General features: G+C 67.9%; 17 protein-coding genes, 1 tRNA gene and 3 rRNA genes. 7 read left to right on the top strand and 14 right to left on the bottom strand.

Annotated features, from left to right (window positions below; translation table 11 throughout):
- Positions 1 to 88: 88 nt before the first annotated feature.
- The 6 genes from ISO16_RS19100 to ISO16_RS19075 form a co-directional block, all read right to left on the bottom strand.
- The gene (locus ISO16_RS19100) at positions 89 to 2020 is read right to left on the bottom strand and encodes an ABC transporter ATP-binding protein (RefSeq protein WP_006944486.1); all 1932 of its coding nucleotides are present in this window, start codon (positions 2018 to 2020) and stop codon (positions 89 to 91) included.
- Positions 2017 to 3744 (bottom strand): ABC transporter ATP-binding protein, encoded by a 1728-nt coding sequence (locus ISO16_RS19095; protein ID WP_072634031.1) that lies wholly within the window; start codon positions 3742 to 3744, stop codon positions 2017 to 2019. Before ISO16_RS19095 ends, ISO16_RS19100 begins: the two co-directional genes overlap by 4 nt.
- Before the next feature lie 82 nt (positions 3745 to 3826).
- Entirely contained in the window at positions 3827 to 6169 is a 2343-nt protein-coding gene (locus ISO16_RS19090; protein WP_072633996.1) for an MMPL family transporter, read from the bottom strand.
- Positions 6170 to 6206: 37 nt separating this feature from the next.
- A complete protein-coding gene (locus ISO16_RS19085; protein WP_044476379.1) occupies positions 6207 to 6821 on the bottom strand; it encodes a TetR/AcrR family transcriptional regulator in 615 nt (204 codons plus the stop codon).
- Positions 6822 to 6899: 78 nt separating this feature from the next.
- Entirely contained in the window at positions 6900 to 7361 is a 462-nt protein-coding gene (locus tag ISO16_RS19080; protein ID WP_029547065.1) for an RrF2 family transcriptional regulator, read from the bottom strand.
- A gap of 188 nt (positions 7362 to 7549) precedes the next feature.
- Positions 7550 to 8560 carry a hypothetical protein gene (locus tag ISO16_RS19075; RefSeq protein ID WP_072633995.1) on the bottom strand — a complete coding sequence of 337 codons (1011 nt, stop codon included), beginning with the start codon at positions 8558 to 8560 and terminating at the stop codon, positions 7550 to 7552.
- Positions 8561 to 8655: 95 nt separating this feature from the next.
- On the opposite strand from ISO16_RS19075, the gene ISO16_RS19070 reads away from it, so the two are divergent.
- Complete coding sequence (locus ISO16_RS19070; protein ID WP_006944476.1) at positions 8656 to 9231, top strand: TetR/AcrR family transcriptional regulator; 576 nt, start codon at positions 8656 to 8658, stop codon at positions 9229 to 9231.
- Positions 9232 to 9318: 87 nt separating this feature from the next.
- Positions 9319 to 10269, top strand: coding sequence for a sterol desaturase family protein (locus ISO16_RS19065; protein WP_029547063.1), 951 nt, complete (start codon positions 9319 to 9321; stop codon positions 10267 to 10269).
- A gap of 69 nt (positions 10270 to 10338) precedes the next feature.
- On the opposite strand, the gene ISO16_RS19060 is transcribed toward ISO16_RS19065, so the two are convergent.
- The 3 genes from ISO16_RS19060 to ISO16_RS19050 all read right to left on the bottom strand — a co-directional run bounded on the left by ISO16_RS19060 (position 10339) and on the right by ISO16_RS19050 (position 11488).
- Positions 10339 to 10429: transfer RNA gene (locus tag ISO16_RS19060), tRNA-Ser, on the bottom strand.
- Between the two features lie 45 nt (positions 10430 to 10474).
- Positions 10475 to 10948, bottom strand: a complete 474-nt coding sequence (locus ISO16_RS19055; RefSeq protein ID WP_006944474.1) for a nucleoside deaminase — start codon at positions 10946 to 10948, stop codon at positions 10475 to 10477.
- Positions 10949 to 11488 (bottom strand): tRNA adenosine deaminase-associated protein, encoded by a 540-nt coding sequence (locus ISO16_RS19050; RefSeq protein WP_044476378.1) that lies wholly within the window; start codon positions 11486 to 11488, stop codon positions 10949 to 10951. It lies immediately after the preceding gene.
- A 48-nt stretch (positions 11489 to 11536) separates the two neighbouring features.
- Here ISO16_RS19050 and ISO16_RS19045 point away from each other — a divergent pair, with 48 nt between their 5' ends.
- Positions 11537 to 12499 (top strand): prephenate dehydrogenase, encoded by a 963-nt coding sequence (locus ISO16_RS19045; protein ID WP_072633994.1) that lies wholly within the window; start codon positions 11537 to 11539, stop codon positions 12497 to 12499.
- Complete coding sequence (locus ISO16_RS19040) at positions 12487 to 13836, top strand: amidase (RefSeq protein WP_072633993.1); 1350 nt, start codon at positions 12487 to 12489, stop codon at positions 13834 to 13836. The genes ISO16_RS19045 and ISO16_RS19040 overlap by 13 nt, the downstream gene beginning before the upstream one ends.
- Positions 13837 to 13874: 38 nt before the next feature.
- Here the strand turns inward: ISO16_RS19040 and ISO16_RS19035 are convergent, their stop codons facing one another.
- Positions 13875 to 14486, bottom strand: coding sequence for a putative glycolipid-binding domain-containing protein (locus tag ISO16_RS19035; protein WP_072633992.1), 612 nt, complete (start codon positions 14484 to 14486; stop codon positions 13875 to 13877).
- Between the two features lie 217 nt (positions 14487 to 14703).
- Between ISO16_RS19035 and ISO16_RS19030 the strand changes: the two genes are divergently transcribed.
- On the top strand, positions 14704 to 15840 hold the full coding sequence (locus tag ISO16_RS19030; protein WP_006944466.1) for a GIY-YIG nuclease family protein: 1137 nt from the start codon (positions 14704 to 14706) through the stop codon (positions 15838 to 15840).
- Positions 15841 to 15921: 81 nt separating this feature from the next.
- On the opposite strand, the gene ISO16_RS19025 is transcribed toward ISO16_RS19030, so the two are convergent.
- The 4 genes from ISO16_RS19025 to ISO16_RS19010 all read right to left on the bottom strand — a co-directional run bounded on the left by ISO16_RS19025 (position 15922) and on the right by ISO16_RS19010 (position 21964).
- On the bottom strand, positions 15922 to 16530 hold the full coding sequence (locus ISO16_RS19025) for a hypothetical protein (RefSeq protein ID WP_029547057.1): 609 nt from the start codon (positions 16528 to 16530) through the stop codon (positions 15922 to 15924).
- Between the two features lie 217 nt (positions 16531 to 16747).
- Positions 16748 to 16864: ribosomal RNA gene (rrf, locus tag ISO16_RS19020) — 5S ribosomal RNA — on the bottom strand.
- Positions 16865 to 17012: 148 nt separating this feature from the next.
- A 23S ribosomal RNA gene (locus ISO16_RS19015) occupies positions 17013 to 20148 on the bottom strand.
- A gap of 294 nt (positions 20149 to 20442) precedes the next feature.
- A 16S ribosomal RNA gene (locus ISO16_RS19010) occupies positions 20443 to 21964 on the bottom strand.
- Together the 16S, 23S and 5S rRNA genes form the textbook arrangement of a ribosomal RNA operon.
- Before the next feature lie 698 nt (positions 21965 to 22662).
- Here ISO16_RS19010 and ISO16_RS19005 point away from each other — a divergent pair.
- Both ISO16_RS19005 and ISO16_RS19000 read left to right on the top strand, forming a co-directional pair.
- Positions 22663 to 22938, top strand: a complete 276-nt coding sequence (locus tag ISO16_RS19005; RefSeq protein WP_043796738.1) for a hypothetical protein — start codon at positions 22663 to 22665, stop codon at positions 22936 to 22938.
- A gap of 97 nt (positions 22939 to 23035) precedes the next feature.
- Positions 23036 to 24181 carry a DNA cytosine methyltransferase gene (locus tag ISO16_RS19000; RefSeq protein ID WP_043796739.1) on the top strand — a complete coding sequence of 382 codons (1146 nt, stop codon included), beginning with the start codon at positions 23036 to 23038 and terminating at the stop codon, positions 24179 to 24181.
- Positions 24182 to 24191: the final 10 nt, after the last annotated feature.

The raw sequence follows: 24191 nt of genomic DNA, 5'->3' as shown, positions 1-24191 counted from the left end.
CCCCGGTGACGGGTCGATACTGTGTCGCAGCGCGGACGGTGTCGCAGCGCGGACGGTGTCGCAGCGCGGACGGCCCGTACTCGCCCGGTCATTCCACGAGGGCGCGGAACTGCGCGTCGTACAACCGGAAGTAGGCGCCGCCGGCCTCGAGGAGCTCGTCGTGCGTGCCCTGTTCCACGATGCGCCCGTGCTCCATCACCACGATCCGGTCCGCGTCGCGGATGGTCGACAGCCGGTGCGCGATCACGAAACTGGTGCGGTCCCGGCGCAGCACCGCCGTCGCGTGCTGCACGAGCAGCTCGGTGCGGGTGTCGACCGAGCTGGTGGCCTCGTCGAGGATCAGGATGGACGGCTGCGCGAGGAAGGCGCGGGCCGTGGTGATCAGCTGCCGCTCCCCCGCGCTGATGTTGCCGGCGTCCTCGTCGATCACGGTGTCGTAGCCGTCGGGCAGGGAACGCACGAACCGGTCGACGTAGCTGATGCGGGCGGCCTCGAGGATCTGGTCCTCGGTGGCGTCCGGCCTGCCGTAGGCGATGTTGTCGCGGATGGTGCCCCCGAAGAGCCAGGTGTCCTGCAGCACCATCCCGATACGCGAGCGCAGCTCGTCGCGGCTCATGGTCGTGATGTCCACGCCGTCGACGAGGATTCGTCCCGAATCCAGTTCGTAGAAGCGCAGGATCAGGTTCACCAGGGTGGTCTTGCCCGCGCCGGTGGGCCCGACGATCGCGACCATCTGCCCCGGCTCGACGCGCAGGTCGAGATGCTCGATCAGCGGTCGCTCCGGCAGGTACGAGAACGAGACGTCCTCGAACTCGACCAGGCCGTGCCGCCCCCACGGGGTGACGGGGGCAGGCGAGTCGGGCTCCTGTTCGGGTTCGTCGAGGATCTCGAACACCCGCTCGGCGGACGCCGCCGCGGACTGCAGCAGGTTGACCATCGCGCCGATCTGGCCGAGCGGCTGACCGAGCTGCCGCGAGTACTGGATCAGGGCCTGCACCTCGCCGAGGCTGACGGTGCCCGACGCGACCCGCAGCCCGCCGAGCACGGCGATCGCGACGTAGCTGAGGTTGCTCATGAACATCACCAGCGGCATCACCAGACCGGAGACGAACTGGGCGCGGAACCCGGCCCGGAACAATTCGTCGTTGGTCTCGGTGAAGCGACGCTCGACCTCGGCGGTCCGGCCGAAGGCGGTGACGAGTTCGTGGCCGGTGAAGGCCTCCTCGATCTGGCCGTTGAGGTTGCCGGTGGCCTTCCACTGGGTCACGAAGTGCCGTTTGGACCGCTTCGCCACCACCGCGGTCACCACCACCGACGCCGGCACCATGAGGATCGCGACGAGCGCGAGCAGCGGCGAGATCCACACCATCATCACGACGAGCCCGAGCAGGGTGAGCACCGACAGCACCAGCTGGCTGATCGACTGCTGCAAGCCCTGCGAGATGTTGTCGATGTCGTTGGTGACGCGGCTGAGCAGATCACCGCGGGAATGGGAGTCGAAATAGCGCAACGGCAGCGCGTGCACCTTGCGTTCCACCCGGGATCGCAGATCGCGGATGACGCGCTGCACGATCTCGTTGAGCCCGTACGCCGCCAGCCAGATCAGGCCCGACGACAGCAGGTACAGCGCGAGCACGAACACGAGGGTGCGGCCGAGGGCGGCGAAGTCGATACCCGCGCCCGGCACGAGCGACATGGCCGACACCATCTCCGCGAACTGGTCGCGTCCCTGCGCCCGCAGCGCCTCGACCGCCTGTTCCTTCGACAGCCCGGCGGGCAGCTGACGGCCGATCACCCCGCTGAAGATCAGGTCGGTGGCGTGGCCGAGAATGCGGGGCGCCACCGAGGACGCCACCACCCCGAGCACGGCCAGGACGAGCACCACGGCCGCGGCCCACCGGTGCGGCCGCAACAGGCCGACGAGCCGTTTGGTGGCCGGCCACTTCTGCCGTGCCCGGTTCTCCGGCGCGCCCGGGTCCACACCCCCGAGCCGCGGCCCCGCCTCCTTGCGCTCGGTCATGCGGTCACCATGCGCTGCGACTCGACGATCTCGGCGTAGGTCGGGCAGCTCGCGAGCAGTTCCAGATGCGTGCCCGAGCCGACGACGGCCCCGCCGTCGAGTACGACGATGCGGTCGGCGTCGAGCACCGTGGACACCCGTTGCGCGACGACCACGACGCACGCATCGCGGGTCTCCGGGAACAGTGCCTCCCGCAGCCGCGCGTCGGTGGCCTGGTCCAGCGCCGAGAACGCATCGTCGAACAGGTAGATCGACGGCCGGCGGACCAGAGCCCGGGCGATGGCCAGGCGCTGGCGCTGCCCGCCCGAGACCGTGGTGCCGCCCTGGGCGACGAGGGTGTTCAGCCCCTCCGGCATCGCCCGGACGAAGTCCGCGGCCTGTGCGACCTCGAGGGCGTGCCAGAGCTCGTCGTCGGTCGCGTCGGCGCGGCCGTACCGCAGATTGTCGGCGACGGTGCCGGAGAACAGGTAGGCCCGCTGCGGCACGAGACCGATCGCGGCGCGCAGCACCTGCGGGTCCAGGTCACGCACATCGGTGCCGCCCACCAGGACCGAGCCGGCGGTGACGTCGATCAGCCGCGGGATCAGCCGCAGCAGGGTCGTCTTGCCGGATCCGGTACCGCCGATCACGGCGGTCGTGCTGCCGGGCTCGGCGCGGAACGTCACGTCGCGCAGGACGGGCGCGTCGGCGCCGGGATACGCGAAGGCCGCCCCCCGCAGCTCGAGGGTCACGGGGGTGGCGAGGGTGCGGACGGGCCGAGCCGGTTCCGGCAGCGACGATTCGGTGTCGAGCACGTCGAGGATCCGCTCGGCACACACCGCCGCGCGCGGCGCCATCATCGCCACGAAGGATGTCATCATCACCGCCATGAGGATCTGCATGATGTAGCTCAGCAGCGCGGTGAGGGATCCGACCTGCATGTCACCGGTGTCGATCCGGTGGCCGCCGAACCACAGCACGGCCACGCTCGTGGCGTTGGCGATGAGCATCACGAGCGGGAACAGCAGGGCGTTGATGCGGCCGACGTGCAGGGCCGTGTCGGTCAGTTCCGCGTTGGCGACCTCGAACCGGTCCCGTTCGGTGCGCTCGCGTACGAACGCCCGCACCACGCGGATGCCGGTGATCTGTTCGCGCAGTACCCGGTTGACGGCGTCGATGCGCACCTGCATCACCCGGAAGGCGGGCACCATCCTCGCGATCAGGACGAACATGGTGACCGCGAGGACGGGCACGGCAGCGACGAGCACCAGCGACGTGCCGGCGTCCTCGCGCAGCGCCATGACGATGCCGCCGATACCCATGATCGGGGCCATCACCACGATGGTGCAGCTCATCAGCACGAGCATCTGCACCTGCTGCACGTCGTTGGTGTTGCGGGTGATGAGCGACGGCGCGCCGAACCGGCCGAACTCGCGGGCGGAGAATCCGCCGACGCGCCGGAGCACGGCGAGCCGCACGTCGCGGCCGACGGCCATGGCGGTGCGCGCCGCGAAGTACACCGAACCGATCGAGCAGCCGATCTGCACCGAGCTGATCGCCAGCATCACCGCGCCGGTGGTGAGGATGTACCCGATGTCGCCGCGGGCGACGCCGTAGTCGATCAGGTCGGCGTTGAGCGCCGGCAGGATCAGCATGGTGCCGGTGGCCACCATCTGCAGCAGCACCACCGCGATCAGCGCCCCCCGGTGAGGGCGCAGGAACCGCGGGAGCAACCGGACCAGCATGATCACCACGCTACCGGTGCAGCGGCCCGGTTCCCGGCACCTTTTCCGCCCGCGAGGGAACGGAAAAGGCGCCCGGGTCCGGTCATGTGTGCGCCGGCTCGCGGCTGGGCTCGGGGACGGTCAGCTCGCGGCGGAGCTTCTCGCCCTCGACGTCCACGTTCGGCAGGATGCGGTCCAGCCACGTCGGCAGCCACCAGGCCTTGTCGCCGAGCAGCGCCATCACCGCGGGGATGATCACCATGCGCACGACGAACGCATCGAAGAACACGGCGGCGGCGAGCGCGAAGCCGATCGACTTGATGAACGAGTTCGGCTCGGCGATGAAGGCGGCGAACACCGAGATCATGATGACCGCGGCGGCGGTGACCACCCGGGCACCGTGGGCGAATCCGATCCGCACGGCCTCCTTCGCGGACGCGCCGTGGACGAATTCCTCCCGCATGCGGGTCACCAGGAAGACCTGGTAGTCCATCGCCAGGCCGAACACCACGCCGATGAGGAAGATCGGCATGAAGCTGACGATCGGCTGCGGGTTGGAGACCAGCCCGCCCCAGCCCTCCTGGAAGACCGCGACGGTCGCGCCGAACGTCGCCAGGACGCTGAGCAGGAATCCGAGGGTCGCGGTCAGCGGCACCAGGATCGACCGGAACACGAGCATCAGCAGGATGAACGCGAGTCCGACGACCACCGCGAGGTACGGGACGAGCGCGCTCTGCAGGGTCTCGGACACGTCGCCTTCGAGGGCGGTCTGTCCGGTGATGCCGTAGGAGACGCCGATCTCGTCGTGCAGCTGGGCCTCCTGGTCGCGGATGCTCGACACGAGGTCCATCGTCGCCGGCTCGCTGGGGCCCGACCGGGGGGTGACCATGATCTGCGCGGTGTCACCGGCCTGGTTGACGGCCACGATCTGGGCGTTGACCACCTCGTCCTGCTGGTACAGGCGCTGCACGACCTCCCCGAACGCCTGCTGCGGCGCGACGGTGGCCTCGCGGGCGTCGGCGACGACGAGCAGCGGGCCGTTGCGGCCGGGACCGAACGCCTCGTTCACGAGGTCGTAGGCCTGACGGGCGCTGGTCTTCGGGTCGCCGGTGGCCTCGGTGGGCAGGGCGAGCTGCAGGTTCGCGCCGGGCAGCGCGAGGATGCCGAGCAGCAGCACGCCGGCGACGAGCGGGATCAGCGGCTTGCCGGTGGCCCAGCGGATGTAGCGCTGGGCGGCGCTCGGCTTGTCGGTGTCGGCCTCCGGGTCGTGGTCCTTCAGGCCCGGGATGCGGCCGGCGAACGCCTTGCGGCCGAACAGGCCGAGGATCGCCGGCAGCAGGGTGATCGCGATGAGCACGGCGATGAATACCGTGAATGCGGCCGCGTAGCCCATGGCGGACAGGAACGGGATCCCCACCACGCTGAGGGCCATCAGGGCGATGATCACAGTCAGGCCGGCGAACACGACGGCGGAGCCGGCGGTGCCCACGGCACGTCCGGCCGCCTCGGCACGGTCGGCGGTGACGGTGATCTCGTGCCGGAACCGGGAGACGATGAACAGCGAGTAGTCGATCGCGACGGCGAGACCGATCATGATCGCCAGCGTCGGGGTCATCGAGCTCAGGTCGGCGAAACCGGTGGCGATGGTGATGCCGAGGCTGCCGATGGCGATGCCGATGATGGCGGTGATCAGGGGCAGGCCCGCGGCGACGAGCGAGCCGAAGGTGATGGCGAGGACGACGGCGGCGATGCCGATGCCGATGAGTTCGGTGACGCCGCCGGGCATCTCGGCCTCCGCGGCGGCGGTGCCGCTGACCTGGACGTTCAGGCCCGCGTCCCGGCCGATCTCCGCGGCCGCGGCGATCTGCTCGCGCATCGTGTCGTCGACGTCGCCGAAGCCGCCCTCGAACGGGACGGTGACGAATCCGACGGTGCGGTCCGGGCTCAGTGACGACAGCGCGGCCGCGTCGGCGAGCGCGGTCTCCTCCGGCTTGCCCTGTTGCTCGGCGGCGGCCTTCATCTGTTCGACGAGACCGGCGTTCGCGGTGACGGGGTCGACGAGGACGGCGGCCTGCTGCTCGGGGGTGGCGACGGCCGGGTCGATCTTGGCGGCGGCGGTCACCTTGTCGATCCCGCGGATCGCCGCCAGCACCTCGTTCATCGCCGCGAGGTTCTGTGGTTCGTCGAGGGTCCCGCCGTCGGGGGCGGCGAACACGTAGCGCGCGCTGAGCGCGTTCATCGGGTCCGCGGCGTTCGGGAACCGTTCGGCAAGCAGGTCCTGCGTCTGCTGCGCGGGAGTGCCGGGGATGGAGAACGAGTCCGTCGTCGGCCCGGACAGGGTGGCCGCACCCACGCCGAAGAGGACGAGGATCGCCAGCCAGAGGGAGAGGACCGTGCCTTTTCGCCGATAGGCGAACTTGCCGATCCGATAGAGATAGGTCGCCACGGGGAACCTCGTCTTCCGGATGTGTCGTGCAGGTGTCTTAGGAAAGGCCTTGCCGCAGCTGCCCGAAGGCGGCACGGACGAGTTCCTCGGGGGAAGCCGCCCCCGAAGTGCCGGCGAGCCACAGTTCGACTGCCGACTTCATGGCCGAGACCGCGGCGTAGCGGACCAGGCTCGGGTACAGGTCGACCCGGGGATCGGTGCCGGTGCGCTCGGCGATGGCCTCGACGAGCAGTTGCGAGGCGCGCACTTCCATCTCGACGCGGCGCGCCAGCAGTGCCGGGCTCTGATCGACGAGTTCCATGGTGGAACACAGCTCGACGAAGTCGCCGTCCGGCTCCGAAACGATCTGCCGGGCGACGGCTTCCATGGAGTCCCATACGGGTTCCCCGGCGGGCCGTGAGTGCAGGCGCCCGACCCAGGAGTGCACCAACCCCTCGAGATGCGCGAGGACGGCCTCCTCCTTGCTCGCGAAGTAGTTGTGGAAGGTGCGGGTGGACACGCCCGCCTTCGCGGCGATGGCGTCGGCGGTGACGCCGTCGATGCCCTTGGCGCGGGCAAGGTCGGCCGCGGCGGCAACGAGCGCTGCCCGCGTGGCGGCCTTCTTGCGGTCACGCAGTCCGGGCGGATTGGTCACGTCTTCCACGGTACGCATCTTGCAGAGCCCTGCAAATTTGCAGAGAACTGCAAGAATATGCGTTTGCCCACACCGCCCCGGGCGTTGTGGCAGCGCTCACGTGCGCCGGCGCTCCCAGGCGCCCGGATCGGCGGTCAGGTCGGCCACGAACCGCGGAAGATCGTCCGCGACGACGTCGGCGAGGGTGACCTCCTCGAGGACGGCCCGCAGATTCACCCGCACCGCGATCCATACGTCGCGCAGGCGTTCGGCCGGGCCGGTGTAGACCACATCCTCGGGCCGCTCGCCGCGCACCGACGCGAGCGGGCCTTCCACTGTGCGGATGATGTCCGCGATGGAGATCTCGTCGGCCGGGCGGGCCAGCCAGTACCCCCCTTCGGGGCCGCGACGGCTGTGCACCAGTCCGCCGCGGCGCAGATCCCCGAGGACCGCCTCGAGGAACTTGTGCGGGATGCGCTGCGCCCGGGCCAGCCCCTCCGCCTTGGCGGGCGCCTCGCCGGCCGCCGCGAGTTCGAGCAGGGTGCGCACGGCATAGTCCACCCGGGCGGTGATATGCACGTCGCACTCCTCGGTTCGCGCCTGGCCGCCGGGCGCCGGCGGACACACGATTCCTACCAAACCGGAGGGAAAGCGCGCGACGCGGCCGCGGTCATGCGGCGGTGCGACTGCGGTCATGCGACGACGGTGCAACTGCGGTCATGCGACGACGGTGCAACTGCGGTCATGCGACGACGGTGCGACTGCGGTCATGCGACGACGGTGCGACGACGTGCCGACGCCGCGCACAGTGCGAGCCCGGCGACGACCCATGCGCTCAGCACCAGCACCGCCGTCCCGCCGCCGTGCCCGTCGAAGAAGGCCACCGAGCGGACCAGCGTGCCGGCGGCGCCGGGTGGCAGCAGCTGACCGAAGGTGCCCCACCCCTGCGGCAGCCACGCTGCGGTGGTCGCGAAGCCCGACAGCGGGTTGCCGACGAACATCATCAGGACCGCCCCGGCACCGAAACCGGGCAGCCCGAAGAGCGACTCGAGGCCGAGCAGTGGCAGCGAGACGGCGGCCAGGCCCAGCGTGAGCGCTCCGGCGGTGGCCCAGTAGTTCCCGGTCAGGCTGCCGAACCCGAACTGCAGGACGGCAGTGAGGGTCAGCCCCGCGAGCACCGCGAAGCCGACCGCGCCGAACACGCGCAGGCCGACCCGCCGGGGGAACAGCCGGGGGAACAGCCGGACGAGGGCGATCGCGGGCACCAGACCGCCCAGGACCAGCGGCAGGGCCAGCGAGTTCAGGCCGGCCCCCGCCGGGTCGTCGGCCGGCAGCGGCACGACGTCGCGCACGGGAACGGGCCGGCCGACGGCCTCCGACAGGCCGGTGGCCGTGGCGGTGAGAACCTGAGCGACGGGGGCGCCGCCGGCCCCGGCGACATACATCGCGGGCCCGTCCGGCCCGACGGCGAGGCCACCGACGACCTCGCGGTGCTCGATGGCGCTGCGCAGCGCCTCCGCGTCGGCGTACCGCTGCGGCGCGAACGCACCGGGCCGGGCACCGGAGAGGCCGGCCTCGATCTGGGCGACGGCCGGGTCCGGCCCGGCGATGCCGATCTTCAGCGCGTGCGGGCCGCTGTTCACGGCGGGCGCGGCGAATGCGAACAGCATCAGGGCGATGACGGCGGTGAGCGCGAGCACGACGCCGGCGACGCGTACCGCGTCCGGCGGGGCGTGCCGCGCCGTGGAGGTGTCCGGGGAGGAGGTCGGGGCAACCATGACGGCTCCTTGAAGTGGAGGATTGTTCTCCGTCTATGTGGAGTATATTCCTCCGGTAGGAGTGGGGTGTCAACCCGCCGAACACAGGAGATCCCATGCGCGCCGATGCCGCCCGCCGCCGCGAGGCCCTGATCCTCGCGGCCCGCGACGTGCTCGCCGAACGCGGGCACGACGCACCCCTCGATGCCATCGCCGAGCGCGCCGGCGTCGGCATCGCCACCCTCTACCGCAACTTCCCCACCCGCGACGATCTCGCGCACGCCGTGGCCCGCCGCACCCTCGACGAGGCGGGCGCGGCGGCGGATCGCGCCCTCGCCGCGATGACGTCGGACCCCGAACGTGCCTGGGCCGAATTCGTCGACACCGCCGTCCGGCTGCGGCTCGGCGCCCTGATCCCGGCTCTCATCGTCGAGAGCTACCGGGAACTGCCCGACGACGTCCTCGAGATCCGGGAGGGCACCAAGGCGCGCGTCACCGAGCTCGTCCACGCCGCACAGCAGGCCGGCCTCGTCCGCGACGACGTCCAGCCGATCGAGGTGATCATGGCGGTGGCCCGGCTGACCCGCCCCCACGTGCGGTTCGTCGACGACGTCGTGCCCGCCCTCGTGCCCCGGATGATCGCGATCTACCTCGCCGGCCTGCGTCCGGACGGGCGGCCGCTCCCGCAGTGACCGCCCGGCGGCCCCTCGCCCGCCGTAGTGACCGTCACCACATTCCGGTAGATTGGACGCCTGTTCACATCACTCCCGGAGGACCGAATGTGGGAGACCCTGACGGCGTCCTGGGCGTCGCTGCTCGAGCCTCTGCACGACCCCGTCGCGCTGGCCATCCCGGCGTTCCTGCTCTTCCTCGCCCTCGAATGGGCCGCCGCCCGCACGCTCGAGCACGTCGAACCCGGCGACGACGGGCACACCCGTCCGCCGCGCGGCGGCTACGAGGCCATCGACGCGCGCACGAGCATCTCCATGGGATTGGTCTCCATCGGCACCAGCGCCGCCTGGAAGGTGCTGGCCCTCGTCGGCTACTCGGCGATCTGGGTGTACCTCGCACCGTGGCACCTACCGGCGGACGCCTGGTACACGTGGGCGATCCTGATCCTCGGCATCGACCTGCTCTACTACTGGTACCACCGGACAGCGCACCGGGTGCGGCTCGTGTGGGCCACCCACCAGGCACACCACTCGAGCGAGTACTTCAACTTCGCCACGGCCCTGCGCCAGAAATGGAACAACAGCGGCGAGATCCTCATGTGGCTGCCGCTGCCCTTCCTCGGCATCCCGCCGTGGATGGTGTTCGTCGGATTCTCCGTCTCGCTCGTGTACCAGTTCTTCGTGCACACCGAGCGGGTGGGCACGCTGCCCCGGCCCGTCGAGTTCGTGTTCAACACCCCGTCACACCATCGTGTGCACCACGGGTGCGACCCCGAATACCTCGACCGCAACTACGGCGGCATCCTGATTTTGTGGGACCGCCTGTTCGGTACCTTCCGCCGCGAGACCCACCGCCCCACGTACGGACTCACCAAGCCCGTCGGCACCTACAACATCTGGCGGCTGCAGACGCACGAGTACCAGGCCATCGCCCGCGACTGGCGGGCCGCCACGAGGTGGCGCGACAAGCTCGGCTACGCGTTCGGCCCGCCCGGCTGGGCGCCGCAGCGACCGACCACCGTCGCGAGTGCGCAGTTGTCGTCACGACACGCCGGGTGAGGCGACCGGACCTGCGCATTCGACGAACGAAAACGGCCCCGATCCGGTCAACCGGATCGGGGCCGTTCTTGGCGGTGGCGGAGGGATTTGAACCCTCGGACGGGGGTTACCCGTCACACGCTTTCGAGGCGTGCTCCTTAGGCCGCTCGGACACGCCACCGCCCACGACTTTACCGGATTCGGTCCCGGAGTTGAAATCCGCAGGTCACCGGCGTTCGGCGAGACGCTGGGCCCGGAAGAAGTCCTCGAGCACCGCCGCGCATTCGTCCTCGAGCACGCCGCCGCGCACCTGTGGGCGGTGGGTGAGCCGACGATCACGCACCACGTCCCACAGCGACCCGACCGCACCCGTCTTCGGCTCCCATGCCCCGAATACCACGCGGTGCACCCTGGCCAGCACCAGCGCGCCCGCACACATCGTGCACGGCTCCAGCGTCACGGCCAGCGTCGTGCCCTCGAGCCGCCAGCCGTCGCCGTGCACCTTCGCCGCCGCGCGCAGCGCCAGCACCTCCGCATGAGCCGTCGGATCGCCCGTGGCCTCCCGCGAATTCGCCGCACGGGCCAGCTCGGTCCCGTCCGCATCGAACAGCACCGCACCCACCGGCACGTCGCCGGCCGGCGCCGCGGCGGCCGCCTCCAGCGCGGCCCGGATCATCGCCTCGTCGTCGCGCAGGCCCATCTAGGGGCGCAGCTTGTCCAGCGTCGTGGCGAGGACGTCGTCGAATCCCAGCCGCTGGGCGATCTCCTCGATCTGCTCGTCCGGATACAGATCGGACTCGGCGGCGATCACCGCCAGCACCGGCTCCGGCAATCCCAAGTCCGCGAGAATCCCCAGATCGCCCTCCTCCCACGGCTCGATGTCGTCGAGCTCGTCGGGGTCGATATCCGGGATTTCGATGTTCAACGCGTCGAGCACGTCGGCGGCGATGTCGTAGTCGATGGCCATGGTCGCGTCGGACAGCAGCAGACGCGTGCCCGACGGGGCGGGCCGGACGATGACGAAGAACTCGTCGTCCACGTTGAGCAACCCGAAGATCGCGCCGGTGCTGCGCAGCTCGCGCAGCTCCCGGTCGGCCACCTCGAGGCTCGTCAACACCGCCGCCGACAGTGTCTTGCACTTCCAGCGACCGTCCTCCCGCGTCACGGCGACCCCGAACCCGTCGAGGTCCTCAGTCGAACTCACGGAAGGGCTCTTGTTCCCCGCACGCTGCGCAGCCATGGGCGCAACGGTAGTCGGCGCAGTCCCGTGAATGAAGTCCAGCGGGCGATGTGCCAACCTGTTCGGGTGCCCACCTCCGCGTCCACCCCGCCCGTGTGTGTGCTCGGCCTCGGCCTGATCGGCGGATCGTTGCTGCGTGCGGCCGTCGCCGCGGGTCGCGAGGCCTGGGGATACAACCGGTCGGCGGAGCCCGTCGAGGCCGCGCGGGCCGACGGATTCGACGCCTCCACCGACCTGCCGGCCACGCTGCGGCGCGCCGCGGAATCCGACGCCCTCGTCGTCGTCGCCGTGCCCGTGCCCGCGGTGGACGTGGTGCTCGCCGCCGTCGCCGAGCACGCCCCGCACGCCGCGCTGACCGACGTGGTCAGCGTCAAGTCGCAGGTCGCCGCCGCTGTCGCCGCCCACGGGCTGTCCGCCCGCTTCGTCGGCGGCCATCCCATGGCCGGCACCGCCGAGTCCGGCTGGTCGGCGGGATTCGCGGAACTGTTCCGCGACGCGGTGTGGGTGGTCACCGTGGACGACGGCACCGACCCCGTGGTGTGGACGCAGGTCGCCGATCTCGCCCTCGACTGCGGTTCCGTCGTCGTGCCCGCCGAATCGGGTGAGCACGACGCCGCGGTCGCCCGCGTCTCGCACCTGCCGCACCTGCTCGCCGAGGCACTGGCGCTGTCCGGGGCCGCCGGAGGCGACCTGGCGCTGGGCCTGGCCGCCGGCTCGTTCCGCGACGGCACCCGCGTCGCCGGGACGGCACCCGCGCTGGTCGACGCGATGTGCGAGGGCAACGCCACGGCGCTGCTCACGACCCTCGACGAGACCCTCGAGGTGCTGCGCCTCGCCCGCGAGCGACTCGCCGACGGCAGCACCGCCGAGCTGACCGCCGCCGGTCACGCCGCCCGGCGACGATTCGAGCAGCGCGCACGGCGGCCCGTCACCGGCATCGTCCCCGGCGATGCCGACTGGATCGCCCGGCTGCGCGAGGCCGGCCGCCGCGGCGAGGTGTGGACGCGGTGACACTGCGCGACACCACGGCGGCACTCGCGAAAGGCGAACTGACCGCCACCGGCCACGTCCGGCAGGTGCTGGCCGACCTCGACGCCCTCGACGGCACACCGTGGTCGAACCTCGTGGCCGCTCGCAACGACGCCGCCGCCCTCGAGTCCGCCGCTCGCGCCGACGCCGAACTCGCGGCCGGCAACTGGATCGGCCCGCTGCACGGTGTCGCCGTCGCCGTCAAGGACAACATCGACGTCGCCGGGATGCCGACGCGGTGCGGCAGCAACGTCCTCGCCGACGCACCGCCGGCCGCACGGGACGCCAGGATCGTCGAGCGGCTCCGCGAGGCCGGCGCCGTCGTGGTGGCCAAGACGCACCTGCACGAGTTCGCGTACGGGCCGAGTGGCCTGGTCAACGCGTCCGGACCGGCCCGGCACCCGCACGATCCCACCCGGATCACCGGCGGCTCGTCCTCGGGGTCGGCGGCGCTCGTCGCCAAGGGCATCGTGCCGCTGGCACTGGGCACCGACACCGGATGCAGTGTGCGGACCCCGGCGGCACTGTGCGGCGTCGTCGGCCTCAAGCCCACCCGCGGCGCGTTGCCGGTCGACGGGGTGTTCCCCCTGTCCACCACCTTCGACCACGTGGGCCTGCTCGCCCGCGACGTCCTCGACGCCGGACTGGTGTGGGGTGCGCTGCCCGGAATCGCACACCTGCGCACGCCCGTCTCGGGTCTGCGGGTCGGGCGGCTGCGCGGCGGCCTCTGGGACGTGCCCGACGCCGCATTCGAGTCCGCGCTCGACGACGCCTGCCGCACGCTCGCCCACCTCGGTGCGGAGGTACGGGACGTGACGCTGCCGGAGACCGACGACCTGCTCGCCGTGTATCCCGTCGTCACCGGCTCGGAGGCGTACGAAACCCATCAGCGCTGGTTCGAGAACGACCCGGACCTCTACCAGCCGGCCACCGCGGCGCTGCTCGCGGCTCAGCGGGACCGTCCGGCGACGGACTACGTGCGGGCCGTGCGAACGGCCGCCCGGCTGCGCCGCGACGTCCTGCGCCGGCTACGCCGCGACGACGGGCTCGACGCCCTGATCACCGTCACCACCCCGCTGCGATCGGCGGCACTCGACAGCGACCCCGCCGCGCTCCGGGGGCCGCTGTTGCAGATGTGCATCCCGTTCAGCGTGCTCGGCGTACCTGCGGTGTCGGTTCCCGCGCCGGGCGGCGGGGACTTTCCCATCGGCGTACAGGTGATCGGATTGACCACCGGGACCGGCAGGCACGGCAGTCACCCCGCAGAGTCCACGGCCCTCGCACTGGCGATGGCAGTGGAGGGCAGCGCCCTCTCCTGAAACTGCGAGGGCAGCGCCCTCTCCTGAAACAGCCCGGCCTAGATCCGCCCCGCCAGACCGGGGTAGTCCACGACGAAACCGTCGCCGTCCACCGTCACCGAGGAGCTGGAGACCGGGGACAGGACGTGGATGCCGTCGGCCGCGCTGCTGTAGACGAGGGTGGCCTCCTCGATGCCGAGGTCGAGCAGGTTCACGTAGACGACCGGCACCTCGAGTTCGTCCGCGCCGGACTGCAGCCCGTAGCGGCGGATCGGCAGCGCATTGAAGAACGGGCTGAGGATGACATCGACGTCGAGTGCCCCGCCGAACGCCGAACGCTGGTGCTGGGTGCCGTTGTCGACCATCCAGATGCCCTCCTCGGACCGGCTGATCGACATGTGCCTCTCGCCGGCGGCCACGGTCGTGCGCACCGACAACCGGCGCGTCACACCGTTCTCGTCGGTCACGAGGTCGTACGACGCGCTGAACGCGGGGTGCTCCGCGCACTGCGCGCCGACGATGCGACCCGCCGCCTTGATGCGACTGCCGCTCAGTTGGACACGCACCGACTCCATCCGAGGAACGTCGTACGCCCGCCACGTCAGAATCGCGGGCCAGTTCGATGCTGGGCTCGCCGCAGACCGCGCGGCATCGGGGACTGGGATGCTCACGTGTCTACGTTAAGCGACGAGCCACCCCCAGGGAGCAGGGGTGCCGTGAATCGTGCCCTTCGTGTAGCCGACGACTACGGCGAACGTGGCGATCGTCACACCACGGGCGCGTGTCCGCGGTACCAAGACGCGGTTGCCGGGCGGTGACCACCAGCGTTGTGCAGCGCGTTTGAGCACGCAACCCGCTACCCGCAAGAGACTGGCCTACAGTCGCCTCATGCGTACCGTGTGGACAGTTCCTCAGAACATCGCCCAGATCCTCCTGGAGTCCCCCGAGATCCAGATGTTCCTGACCAGCAACGAGCTGCCCGATACCGCCGCGGACCCTCGTCAGCGCCTCGCCGAGTTCACTCGTGCGCTCGCCGCCCTGGCCCGCCACACCGGACGCGCCTTCGGCTCCGTCGATGCCGCCAACCGCGAACTGTTCGGCGGCTCCGCCGGCACCGTGCCGGTCGCCTTGCGCCTCGCCGTCCTGCGCGAGATCGTCACCGACGTCGACGACCGCACCCCCACCCCGGACCCGCTGCCGGCGATGGTCGTCGAACAGCTCGGTGCCTATGTGTACGCCCTCGTCGATCCGCGCGACCACACCGTCCTGCACGTCGGACAGGGCCGCGGAAACCGCCTGTTCGCCTTGACCTGGACGGCACTCGGCGAAAACCACAAGCTCACCGCCGGCGGCGAGGCCCCGCCCGCCCACACCCCCGAAGCCGACGCGGCTGTGCACCGGATCCGTGCCGTCTACGACTCCGGCTACTCCGTGGGCCACTACGTCGTGGCCGACCGGGTGGCCCCGGCGGTCGACGCCGACCACGCCGCCGGCTTCACCGCGCAGGCCCTGGTCTCGGTGCTGGGGCTGCTCGAACCGCACGACGGCGAACTCGTGCTGACCAACCTCGTCGGCGCGACCGAGGAATCCGACCGGGTGGCCCACCCCATCGAGGAGCTGATACGTCAGTACTCCGCGGAGGCCGCACCCGAGCTGCCCACCCCGTGCGTCGTGCTGCGGATCACGGATGCGAAATCGGCTTCCCCCGAACAGGTCCGAGGACTCGCCGACCGTCCGTGGCCGGCCGGAGCCGCGGCACGCCGGGTCGACGGACTGCCCATCCTGGTGGTGGCGGACAACATCGTGCGCGGCGCCTACCGGGCCACCGGCTGGGAAGCGGCATCCCGCACCGAGGACAACGGCGGCACCATCCTCTACCGCTTCCTCGGCGACGCAGATCCCGAACTCGAGAAGCTCTTCGTCGACACCCGTCTGACGCCGGATCGGCTGGGACTCAAGCGCTGGCCGTCCCACGGCTGGGCGCCGCGGCTCACGCGGGCCCTGCCCCACCGGCCGAGGCCCTGACACTGCGGAACGGTTGACACTGCGGGGCGGTCCGGGCCGTGCCACCACGGCCCGGGCTTCCCTACTGTCGGCTGAGCCGGCTCACCTGCCGCTCGGGGTGAGAATGGGCTCGTGCAGGTCGTAGTAGTGCACGTCGCCGAGCAGGCGCATCTCCTCCTCCAGAAGCGGCCGCAGATCGTCGGGAATCTCCATCCGTTCGTGCGCCCGTGCCTCCTCCTCGGACGAGAAGTACACCGTCTCGACGTACCCGTCGTCACCGTAGGTGGCGAGCGTGCCGCCGATGATCTCGGGCCGCAGCTCATGCACCCGGTCCTGACCCTCGGCGAGCAGACTCTTCATCCGCCCGAGATCGGGGCAGTGCCCCTCCATGACCTGTACGAATCCTGCAGTGTCCGAGCCACCTTCCATCCACACCTCGACGTCACGGCAGTCGTGGACGGTGATCTCCCCGTCGAAGCACTGCTCGGCCTCGGCCCACCACGCGCCCTGCTCCGGACGTTCGCTGTTGCGGCGGGCCGCCTCCTCCGACTCGAACCGCGCCACCGACACGAAGGTGCCGTCGTCGCTGAATCCCGACGTGCTACCCAGATAGCCCACTGCGCCCGGGCGCAGCTCGTCCGTCCACCGCTGCAGGCAGGCCTTCAGTCCCTGCTCGTCGCGAACCGTCCCCTGCCAGACCTGAATGAACATCACAATCGCCTCCACGTGCGGGACAAGCCCGCACCCAACGGCTTCCGTGGCCGACCCGTCGCCGTCCACCGTCGGCGTCACCCGACGGCCGGCAATCGCGACCACCGTAGATTCAATGATTCGCCTGTGCCGGAGCACGGACAAGAGGGAGCCGAACCGGAACATGCGGAAATGCCGGAAGCCCCCCAACGAGGTTGGGGGGCTTCCGGTAACGGGTGTTCGGCGGTGTCCTACTCTCCCACACCCTGTCGGGTGCAGTACCATCGGCGCTGGAGGGCTTAGCTTCCGGGTTCGGAATGGGACCGGGCGTTTCCCCTCCGCTATGGCCGCCGTAACTCTGTGAAACGACCCACGCACGCTGTTCGCGGGGGTCGGGGCCGCAGGCCCACCCATTTCTTGGGGGGCAGCGTTTACTCCGACTCCTCGCGCAGCGAGTGTGAGTGTGTTGTTTCAGATACCGCACAGTGGACGCGTAGCTTCTTTGTGGTAAGTCCTCGGCCTATTAGTACCGGTCACCTGCATGCGTTACCGCACTTCCAGTTCCGGCCTATCAACCCGGTGGTCTGCCGGGGGCCTTACCCCCTCGAGGGGGTGAGAAACCTCATCTTGGAACAGGCTTCCCGCTTAGATGCTTTCAGCGGTTATCCCTTCCGAACGTAGCCAACCAGCCGTGCCCCTGGCGGGACAACTGGCACACCAGAGGTTCGTCCGTCCCGGTCCTCTCGTACTAGGGACAGCCTTCCTCAAGTTTCTAACGCGCGCGGCGGATAGAGACCGAACTGTCTCACGACGTTCTAAACCCAGCTCGCGTGCCGCTTTAATGGGCGAACAGCCCAACCCTTGGGACCTACTCCAGCCCCAGGATGCGACGAGCCGACATCGAGGTGCCAAACCATCCCGTCGATATGGACTCTTGGGGAAGATCAGCCTGTTATCCCCGGGGTACCTTTTATCCGTTGAGCGACACCGCTTCCACATGCCGGTGCCGGATCACTAGTCCCGACTTTCGTCCCTGCTCGACCTGTCGGTCTCACAGTCAAGCTCCCTTGTGCACTTGCACTCGACACCTGATTGCCAACCAGGCTGAGGGAACCTTTGGGCGCCTCCGTTACATTTTGGGAGGCAACCGCCCCAGTTAAACTACCCACCAGGCACTGTCCCTGAACCCGATCAGGGTCCGAGGTTAGAGGTCCAATACGATCAGAGTGGTATTTCAACAACGACTCCACCCACACTGGCGTGCGGGCTTCCCAGTCTCCCACCTATCCTACACAAACCGAACCGAACACCAATACCAAGCTGTAGTGAAGGTCCCGGGGTCTTTTCGTCCTGCCGCGCGTAACGAGCATCTTTACTCGTAGTGCAATTTCGCCGAGTCTGTGGTTGAGACAGCAGAGAAGTCGTTACGCCATTCGTGCAGGTCGGAACTTACCCGACAAGGAATTTCGCTACCTTAGGATGGTTATAGTTACCACCGCCGTTTACTGGGGCTTAAATTCTCAGCTTCGCGGAGTGAACTCCGCTGACCGGTCCTCTTAACCTTCCAGCACCGGGCAGGCGTCAGTCCGTATACCTCGTCTTACGACTTCGCACGGACCTGTGTTTTTAGTAAACAGTCGCTTCTCTCTGGTCTCTGCGACCACCCCCGGCTCACGGAGCAAGTCCGGTCACCGGGACTGGTCCCCCTTCTCCCGAAGTTACGGGGGCATTTTGCCGAGTTCCTTAACCACAGTTCTCTCGATCGCCTCGGTATTCTCTACCTGACCACCTGTGTCGGTTTGGGGTACGGGCCGTGTGAAAGCTCGCTAGAGGCTTTTCTCGGCAGCATAGGATCATGGAATTCGCCTCATTCGGCTACGCATCACCTCTCAGGCTGTGTGCGACACGGATTTGCCTGTGTCACGCCCTACGGGCTTACACCGGTACAACCACTGACCGGCCCCACTACCTTCCTGCGTCACCCCATCGCTTGGCTACTACCACCGAAGGTCCCGTGCAGCAGGCTCTCGGCTCCCGAAGGAACTCGATCACCCTTTGGACGGTTAGTACCGATGATTCACCAGGGGCGCGTTCACACGGGTACGGGAATATCAACCCGTTGTCCATCGACTACGCCTGTCGGCCTCGCCTTAGGTCCCGACTCACCCTGGGCGGATTAACCTGGCCCAGGAACCCTTGGTCATTCGGCGGACGAGTTTCTCACTCGTCTTTCGCTACTCATGCCTGCATTCTCACTCGCGCAGCCTCCACACCTGGATCACTCCGGCGCTTCCCCGGCTGCACGACGCTCCCCTACCCACCCACACCACTGCCGGACGATCCGTGGACCCTCCGGGGTGTTGTGCGAGTGCCGCGGCTTCGGCGGTGTACTTGAGCCCCGCTACATTGTCGGCGCAGAACCACTTGACCAGTGAGCTATTACGCACTCTTTCAAGGGTGGCTGCTTCTAAGCCAACCTCCTGGTTGTCTCAGCGATCCCACATCCTTTTCCACTTAGTACACGCTTAGGGGCCTTAGCCGGCGATCTGGGCTGTTTCCCTCTCGACTACGAAGCTTATCCCCCGCAGTCTCACTGCCGCGCTCTCACTCACCGGCATTCGGAGTTTGGCTGATTTCGGTAAGCTTGTGGGCCCCTAGACCATCCAGTAGCTCTACCTCCGGTGAGAAACACGCGACGCTGCACCTAAATGCATTTCGGGGAGAACCAGCTATCACGGAGTTTGATTGGCCTTTCACCCCTACCCACAGCTCATCCCCTCAGTTTTCAACCTAAGTGGGTTCGGGCCTCCACGACGTCTTACCGTCGCTTCACCCTGGCCATGGGTAGATCACTCCGCTTCGGGTCTAGAACATGCCACTGATGCGCCCTGTTCGGACTCGCTTTCGCTACGACTACCCCACACGGGTTAACCTCGCGACATGCCACTAACTCGCAGGCTCATTCTTCAAAAGGCACGCCGTCACCCCCAGCAGACCAAACTGCTCGAAGGCTCCGACGGATTGTAAGCGCACGGTTTCAGGTACTATTTCACTCCCCTCCCGGGGTACTTTTCACCTTTCCCTCACGGTACTAGTCCGCTATCGGTCACCAGGGAGTATTCAGGCTTATCGGGTGGTCCCGACGGATTCACAGCAGATTTCACGGGCCCGCTGCTACTCGGGTATTCGAATCGACAGTCACCGCGTTTTCGTCTACGGGATTCTCACCCTCTACGACAGGCCGTTCCAGACCATTTCGACTAACACAGGCGATTTCTCACTGTCGGCCGGCGCGGCAGCACCGACACATCGAACCCCACAACCCCGAACACACAACCCCTGCCGGGTATCACATGTATCCGGTTTAGCCTCTTCCGTTTTCGCTCGCCACTACTCACGGAATCACATGTTGTTTTCTCTTCCTGTGGGTACTGAGATGTTTCACTTCCCCACGTTCCCTCCACACGCCCTATATATTCAGGCGCGGGTAACACGACATCACTCGTGCTGGGTTTCCCCATTCGGAAATCCTCGGATCACAGCTCGGTTGACAGCTCCCCGAGGCATATCGCAGCCTCCCACGTCCTTCATCGGCTCCTGGTGCCAAGGCATCCACCGTACGCTCATAAACACTTACAACAAAGATGCTCGCGTCCACTGTGCAGTTCTCAAACAACACACAACACCCACTACTCACCCCACCGACCGGCGGAAGCTTTGATGAGCATCGTCGCTGACAAAACACTCGCGTGTTCTCTCAGGACCCAACAGTGCACCGATATAACCACCGCAGAAGGACACTCGGGTCCTTCCCGCGCGGTGATGACTGTCAGCGTTCCACCCATGAGCACCACCGGATTACGTGTGAATCCGAAATGGCTCTGCCCGTGGCGGAGTCACCTGTGTGACCCACCGACGGGAGTTGCTCCTTAGAAAGGAGGTGATCCAGCCGCACCTTCCGGTACGGCTACCTTGTTACGACTTCGTCCCAATCGCCGATCCCACCTTCGACGGCTCCCTCCCACGAGGGGTTAGGCCACCGGCTTCGGGTGTTACCGACTTTCATGACGTGACGGGCGGTGTGTACAAGGCCCGGGAACGTATTCACCGCAGCGTTGCTGATCTGCGATTACTAGCGACTCCGACTTCACGGGGTCGAGTTGCAGACCCCGATCCGAACTGAGACCGGCTTTAAGGGATTCGCTCCACCTCGCGGTATCGCAGCCCTCTGTACCGGCCATTGTAGCATGTGTGAAGCCCTGGACATAAGGGGCATGATGACTTGACGTCGTCCCCACCTTCCTCCGAGTTGACCCCGGCAGTCTCCTGCGAGTCCCCAACCGAATTGCTGGCAACACAGGACAAGGGTTGCGCTCGTTGCGGGACTTAACCCAACATCTCACGACACGAGCTGACGACAGCCATGCACCACCTGTACACCGACCACAAGGGAAACCCCATCTCTGGGGCGGTCCGGTGTATGTCAAACCCAGGTAAGGTTCTTCGCGTTGCATCGAATTAATCCACATGCTCCGCCGCTTGTGCGGGCCCCCGTCAATTCCTTTGAGTTTTAGCCTTGCGGCCGTACTCCCCAGGCGGGGCGCTTAATGCGTTAGCTACGGCACGGATCCCGTGGAAGGAAACCCACACCTAGCGCCCACCGTTTACGGCGTGGACTACCAGGGTATCTAATCCTGTTCGCTACCCACGCTTTCGCTCCTCAGCGTCAGTTACTGCCCAGAGACCCGCCTTCGCCACCGGTGTTCCTCCTGATATCTGCGCATTTCACCGCTACACCAGGAATTCCAGTCTCCCCTGCAGTACTCAAGTCTGCCCGTATCGCCTGCAAGCCCGCAGTTGAGCTGCGGGTTTTCACAGACGACGCGACAAACCGCCTACGAGCTCTTTACGCCCAGTAATTCCGGACAACGCTCGCACCCTACGTATTACCGCGGCTGCTGGCACGTAGTTGGCCGGTGCTTCTTCTGTACCTACCGTCACTCGCGCTTCGTCGGTACTGAAAGAGGTTTACAACCCGAAGGCCGTCATCCCTCACGCGGCGTCGCTGCATCAGGCTTGCGCCCATTGTGCAATATTCCCCACTGCTGCCTCCCGTAGGAGTCTGGGCCGTGTCTCAGTCCCAGTGTGGCCGGTCGCCCTCTCAGGCCGGCTACCCGTCGTCGCCTTGGTGGGCCGTTACCCCACCAACAAGCTGATAGGCCGCGGGCCCATCCTGCACCGGAAAACCTTTCCACCGACAGCCATGCGGCCGCCGGTCCTATCCGGTATTAGACCCAGTTTCCCAGGCTTATCCCGAAGTGCAGGGCAGATCACCCACGTGTTACTCACCCGTTCGCCACTAATCCACCCAGCAAGCTGGGCTTCATCGTTCGACTTGCATGTGTTAAGCACGCCGCCAGCGTTCGTCCTGAGCCAGGATCAAACTCTCCGTTGAAGACTCACAATCAAACCCCGAAGGGCCGATCAGTCATAGACATCGAGCCAAATCACCAGCAAAAAACTCAAACCAGCAAAAACACTGACCACCACAGACGGAAGAATGCGGCAGCCAGCAACGATCATCTCACGACACCTCATCGGCTTGACACCATGGTCGGCGCCTGATCTGATCGCACCAAACAAAATATTTGGCACTGACATTCATCGGCACACTGTTGAGTTCTCAAAGAACACGCGCACACCATCGCTACGCACTTTTCAGTGCTTCACTCCGGGGCAACCGTTCCAGCCTAACATCGGGGGCTTTCGGAATCAAAATCCGCGGCCGATCCGATCTCAGGAGCGATTGGAAACCCTACCAGAAGGTTTTCAATCGGGTTAATCAGGCGCCTTCGTCCAACCTCGTTTTCCCGGGCCCCTGCGGGCCGGGTCGGTGTCCGTGTCGCTCTGACCTGGAATAAGTTACGTGATCATTCGACCCCGCGCCAAATCGCCAGGTCAGGACGGGTGTTTGCCCGCGAGGACGGCTGTTTCCGCGACGCGGAACCATCCCCTGTGCCACTGCGTCTCACCTTCCGAGGCGTCCGCCTCGTGGCAGTCCCCGCGCGGACCGTAGCCGGCGTGCGCACTGCGTGGCACCGTCGTTGTCGTTCCGCGGCGCGCGTCCCCGATCACGTCAGGCATAGGAGACCCATGAGTGGCTTTCCCGCAGAGATCGTCCCGCCGGGCCGGGCGGACGGACCCGGCTCGGGGTCCCCCGCGGCAGCGACGTGCGCCGCGGCCTGCCAGGACTACCTCGCCGCGCTCGACGAGCTCCTCCTCGGGATCGGCGACCGCGAGGCCGGCGACTGTGCAGGTGACGTCGCACCGAGCGTGGCCCGCCGGATCGAGGCCGTGGTCCGGATGAAGGCCGCCTTCGAGTCGATCGCGTCCCCCGAGGCACACGCCTCGCTCTTTCGGCGGACGTGATCATTGCATCTCGCGTCGCGGCACGGGCCGCCCGAATTCTCGAGTAACGTGCTCCGTGAGCAAAGCGAGAAAGGGTGCCGTGACGTCGACCGGGAACATGGTGGGTTTGTTCGCCGGTATCGGCGGACTCGAGCTCGGCCTGGCCGAGCACGGCTGGCGCACCGAACTGCTCTGCGAGATCGACGCCGGAGCCCAGGCCGTGCTCCGCGCCCGCTTCGCCGATGTACCTCTGCACACCGACGTCACCCGCCTCCGTTCCCTGCCCCAGGCAACCGAGGTCGTCACCGCGGGCTTTCCGTGCCAGGACCTGTCGCAGGCCGGCAGGACCGCCGGCATCACCGGCTCCCGGTCGGGCCTCGTCGACGAGGTGTTCCGGTTGGTGCGGCGCAAGCAGGGCCCGCGATGGCTGCTCATCGAGAACGTCCCCTTCATGCTGCAACTCGGACGCGGCGCCGCGATGCGTCACATCACCGATGCGCTCGAGGATCTCGGGTACGCGTGGGCGTACCGGGTCGTCGATGCCCGCGCGTTCGGACTCCCGCAGCGCCGGCAGCGGGTGCTCATGCTCGCCTCGCGCACCGACGACCCCCGGACGGTGTTGTTCGGCGAGGACGCCGGCGCCCCCGCGGAAGGCGATCCCGGCACCCACCCGTGCGGGTTCTACTGGACCGAAGGCGTGCGCGGTCTCGGCTGGGCGGTCAACGCCGTGCCCACGCTCAAGGGCGGCTCCACGGTGGGCATCGCGAGTCCGCCGGCAGTGCGGCTGCCGTCGGGCGAGATCGTCACTCCCGGTCTGATCGACGCCGAACGGCTGCAGGGCTTCGACCCCGACTGGACCGCACCCGCCATCCAGGCGCCCGGTGTGCGGACCGGGCATCGGTGGCGACTCGTCGGCAACGCAGTGAGCGTGCGCATGGCCGCGTGGGTCGGTGGACGGCTCGGGCGGCCGATCGACTACTCCCCCGACCACGAGACCCCGCTGCGGCCCGGCGACCCCTGGCCGAGTGCCGCCTGGGGCGCGCGGCGGCGGGCTTTCCGGGTGCACGAGTCGCACTGGCCGGTGCAGGAACCGTACGAGGATCTCGCCGGATTCCTGGAGGACGCGCGCCTGCTGTCGGCGCGGGCCACCGCCGGTTTCCTGCGGCGGGCCCGGTCCGGGAACCTGAGATTCGTGCCCGGCTTCCTCGACGACGTCGAATCCCACCTGGACCGCATGGGCGGCTTCCCCGAGGCCGCGGCCTGAGGACGGAGCC

The sequence above is a fragment of the Rhodococcus sp. M8 genome (genome assembly GCF_015654185.1).
Taxonomy (GTDB): Bacteria; Actinomycetota; Actinomycetes; order Mycobacteriales; family Mycobacteriaceae; genus Rhodococcus; species Rhodococcus aetherivorans.
Note: the sequence above shows the minus strand (reverse complement) of the source record. Positions and strands in the feature narration are given on the sequence as shown.

Coding starts and splice junctions, on each gene's coding strand:
- ISO16_RS19070 (WP_006944476.1), top strand. CDS start 8,656: ATGCGCGCCGATGCCGCCCGCCGCCGCGAGGCCCTGATCCTCGCGGCC.
- ISO16_RS19025 (WP_029547057.1), bottom strand. CDS start 16,530: ATGTTCATTCAGGTCTGGCAGGGGACGGTTCGCGACGAGCAGGGACTG.
- ISO16_RS19030 (WP_006944466.1), top strand. CDS start 14,704: ATGCGTACCGTGTGGACAGTTCCTCAGAACATCGCCCAGATCCTCCTG.
- ISO16_RS19050 (WP_044476378.1), bottom strand. CDS start 11,488: ATGGCTGCGCAGCGTGCGGGGAACAAGAGCCCTTCCGTGAGTTCGACT.
- ISO16_RS19055 (WP_006944474.1), bottom strand. CDS start 10,948: ATGGGCCTGCGCGACGACGAGGCGATGATCCGGGCCGCGCTGGAGGCG.
- ISO16_RS19045 (WP_072633994.1), top strand. CDS start 11,537: ATGTGCCAACCTGTTCGGGTGCCCACCTCCGCGTCCACCCCGCCCGTG.
- ISO16_RS19005 (WP_043796738.1), top strand. CDS start 22,663: ATGAGTGGCTTTCCCGCAGAGATCGTCCCGCCGGGCCGGGCGGACGGA.
- ISO16_RS19000 (WP_043796739.1), top strand. CDS start 23,036: ATGGTGGGTTTGTTCGCCGGTATCGGCGGACTCGAGCTCGGCCTGGCC.
- ISO16_RS19100 (WP_006944486.1), bottom strand. CDS start 2,020: ATGACCGAGCGCAAGGAGGCGGGGCCGCGGCTCGGGGGTGTGGACCCG.
- ISO16_RS19095 (WP_072634031.1), bottom strand. CDS start 3,744: ATGCTGGTCCGGTTGCTCCCGCGGTTCCTGCGCCCTCACCGGGGGGCG.
- ISO16_RS19085 (WP_044476379.1), bottom strand. CDS start 6,821: ATGCGTACCGTGGAAGACGTGACCAATCCGCCCGGACTGCGTGACCGC.
- ISO16_RS19065 (WP_029547063.1), top strand. CDS start 9,319: ATGTGGGAGACCCTGACGGCGTCCTGGGCGTCGCTGCTCGAGCCTCTG.
- ISO16_RS19075 (WP_072633995.1), bottom strand. CDS start 8,560: ATGGTTGCCCCGACCTCCTCCCCGGACACCTCCACGGCGCGGCACGCC.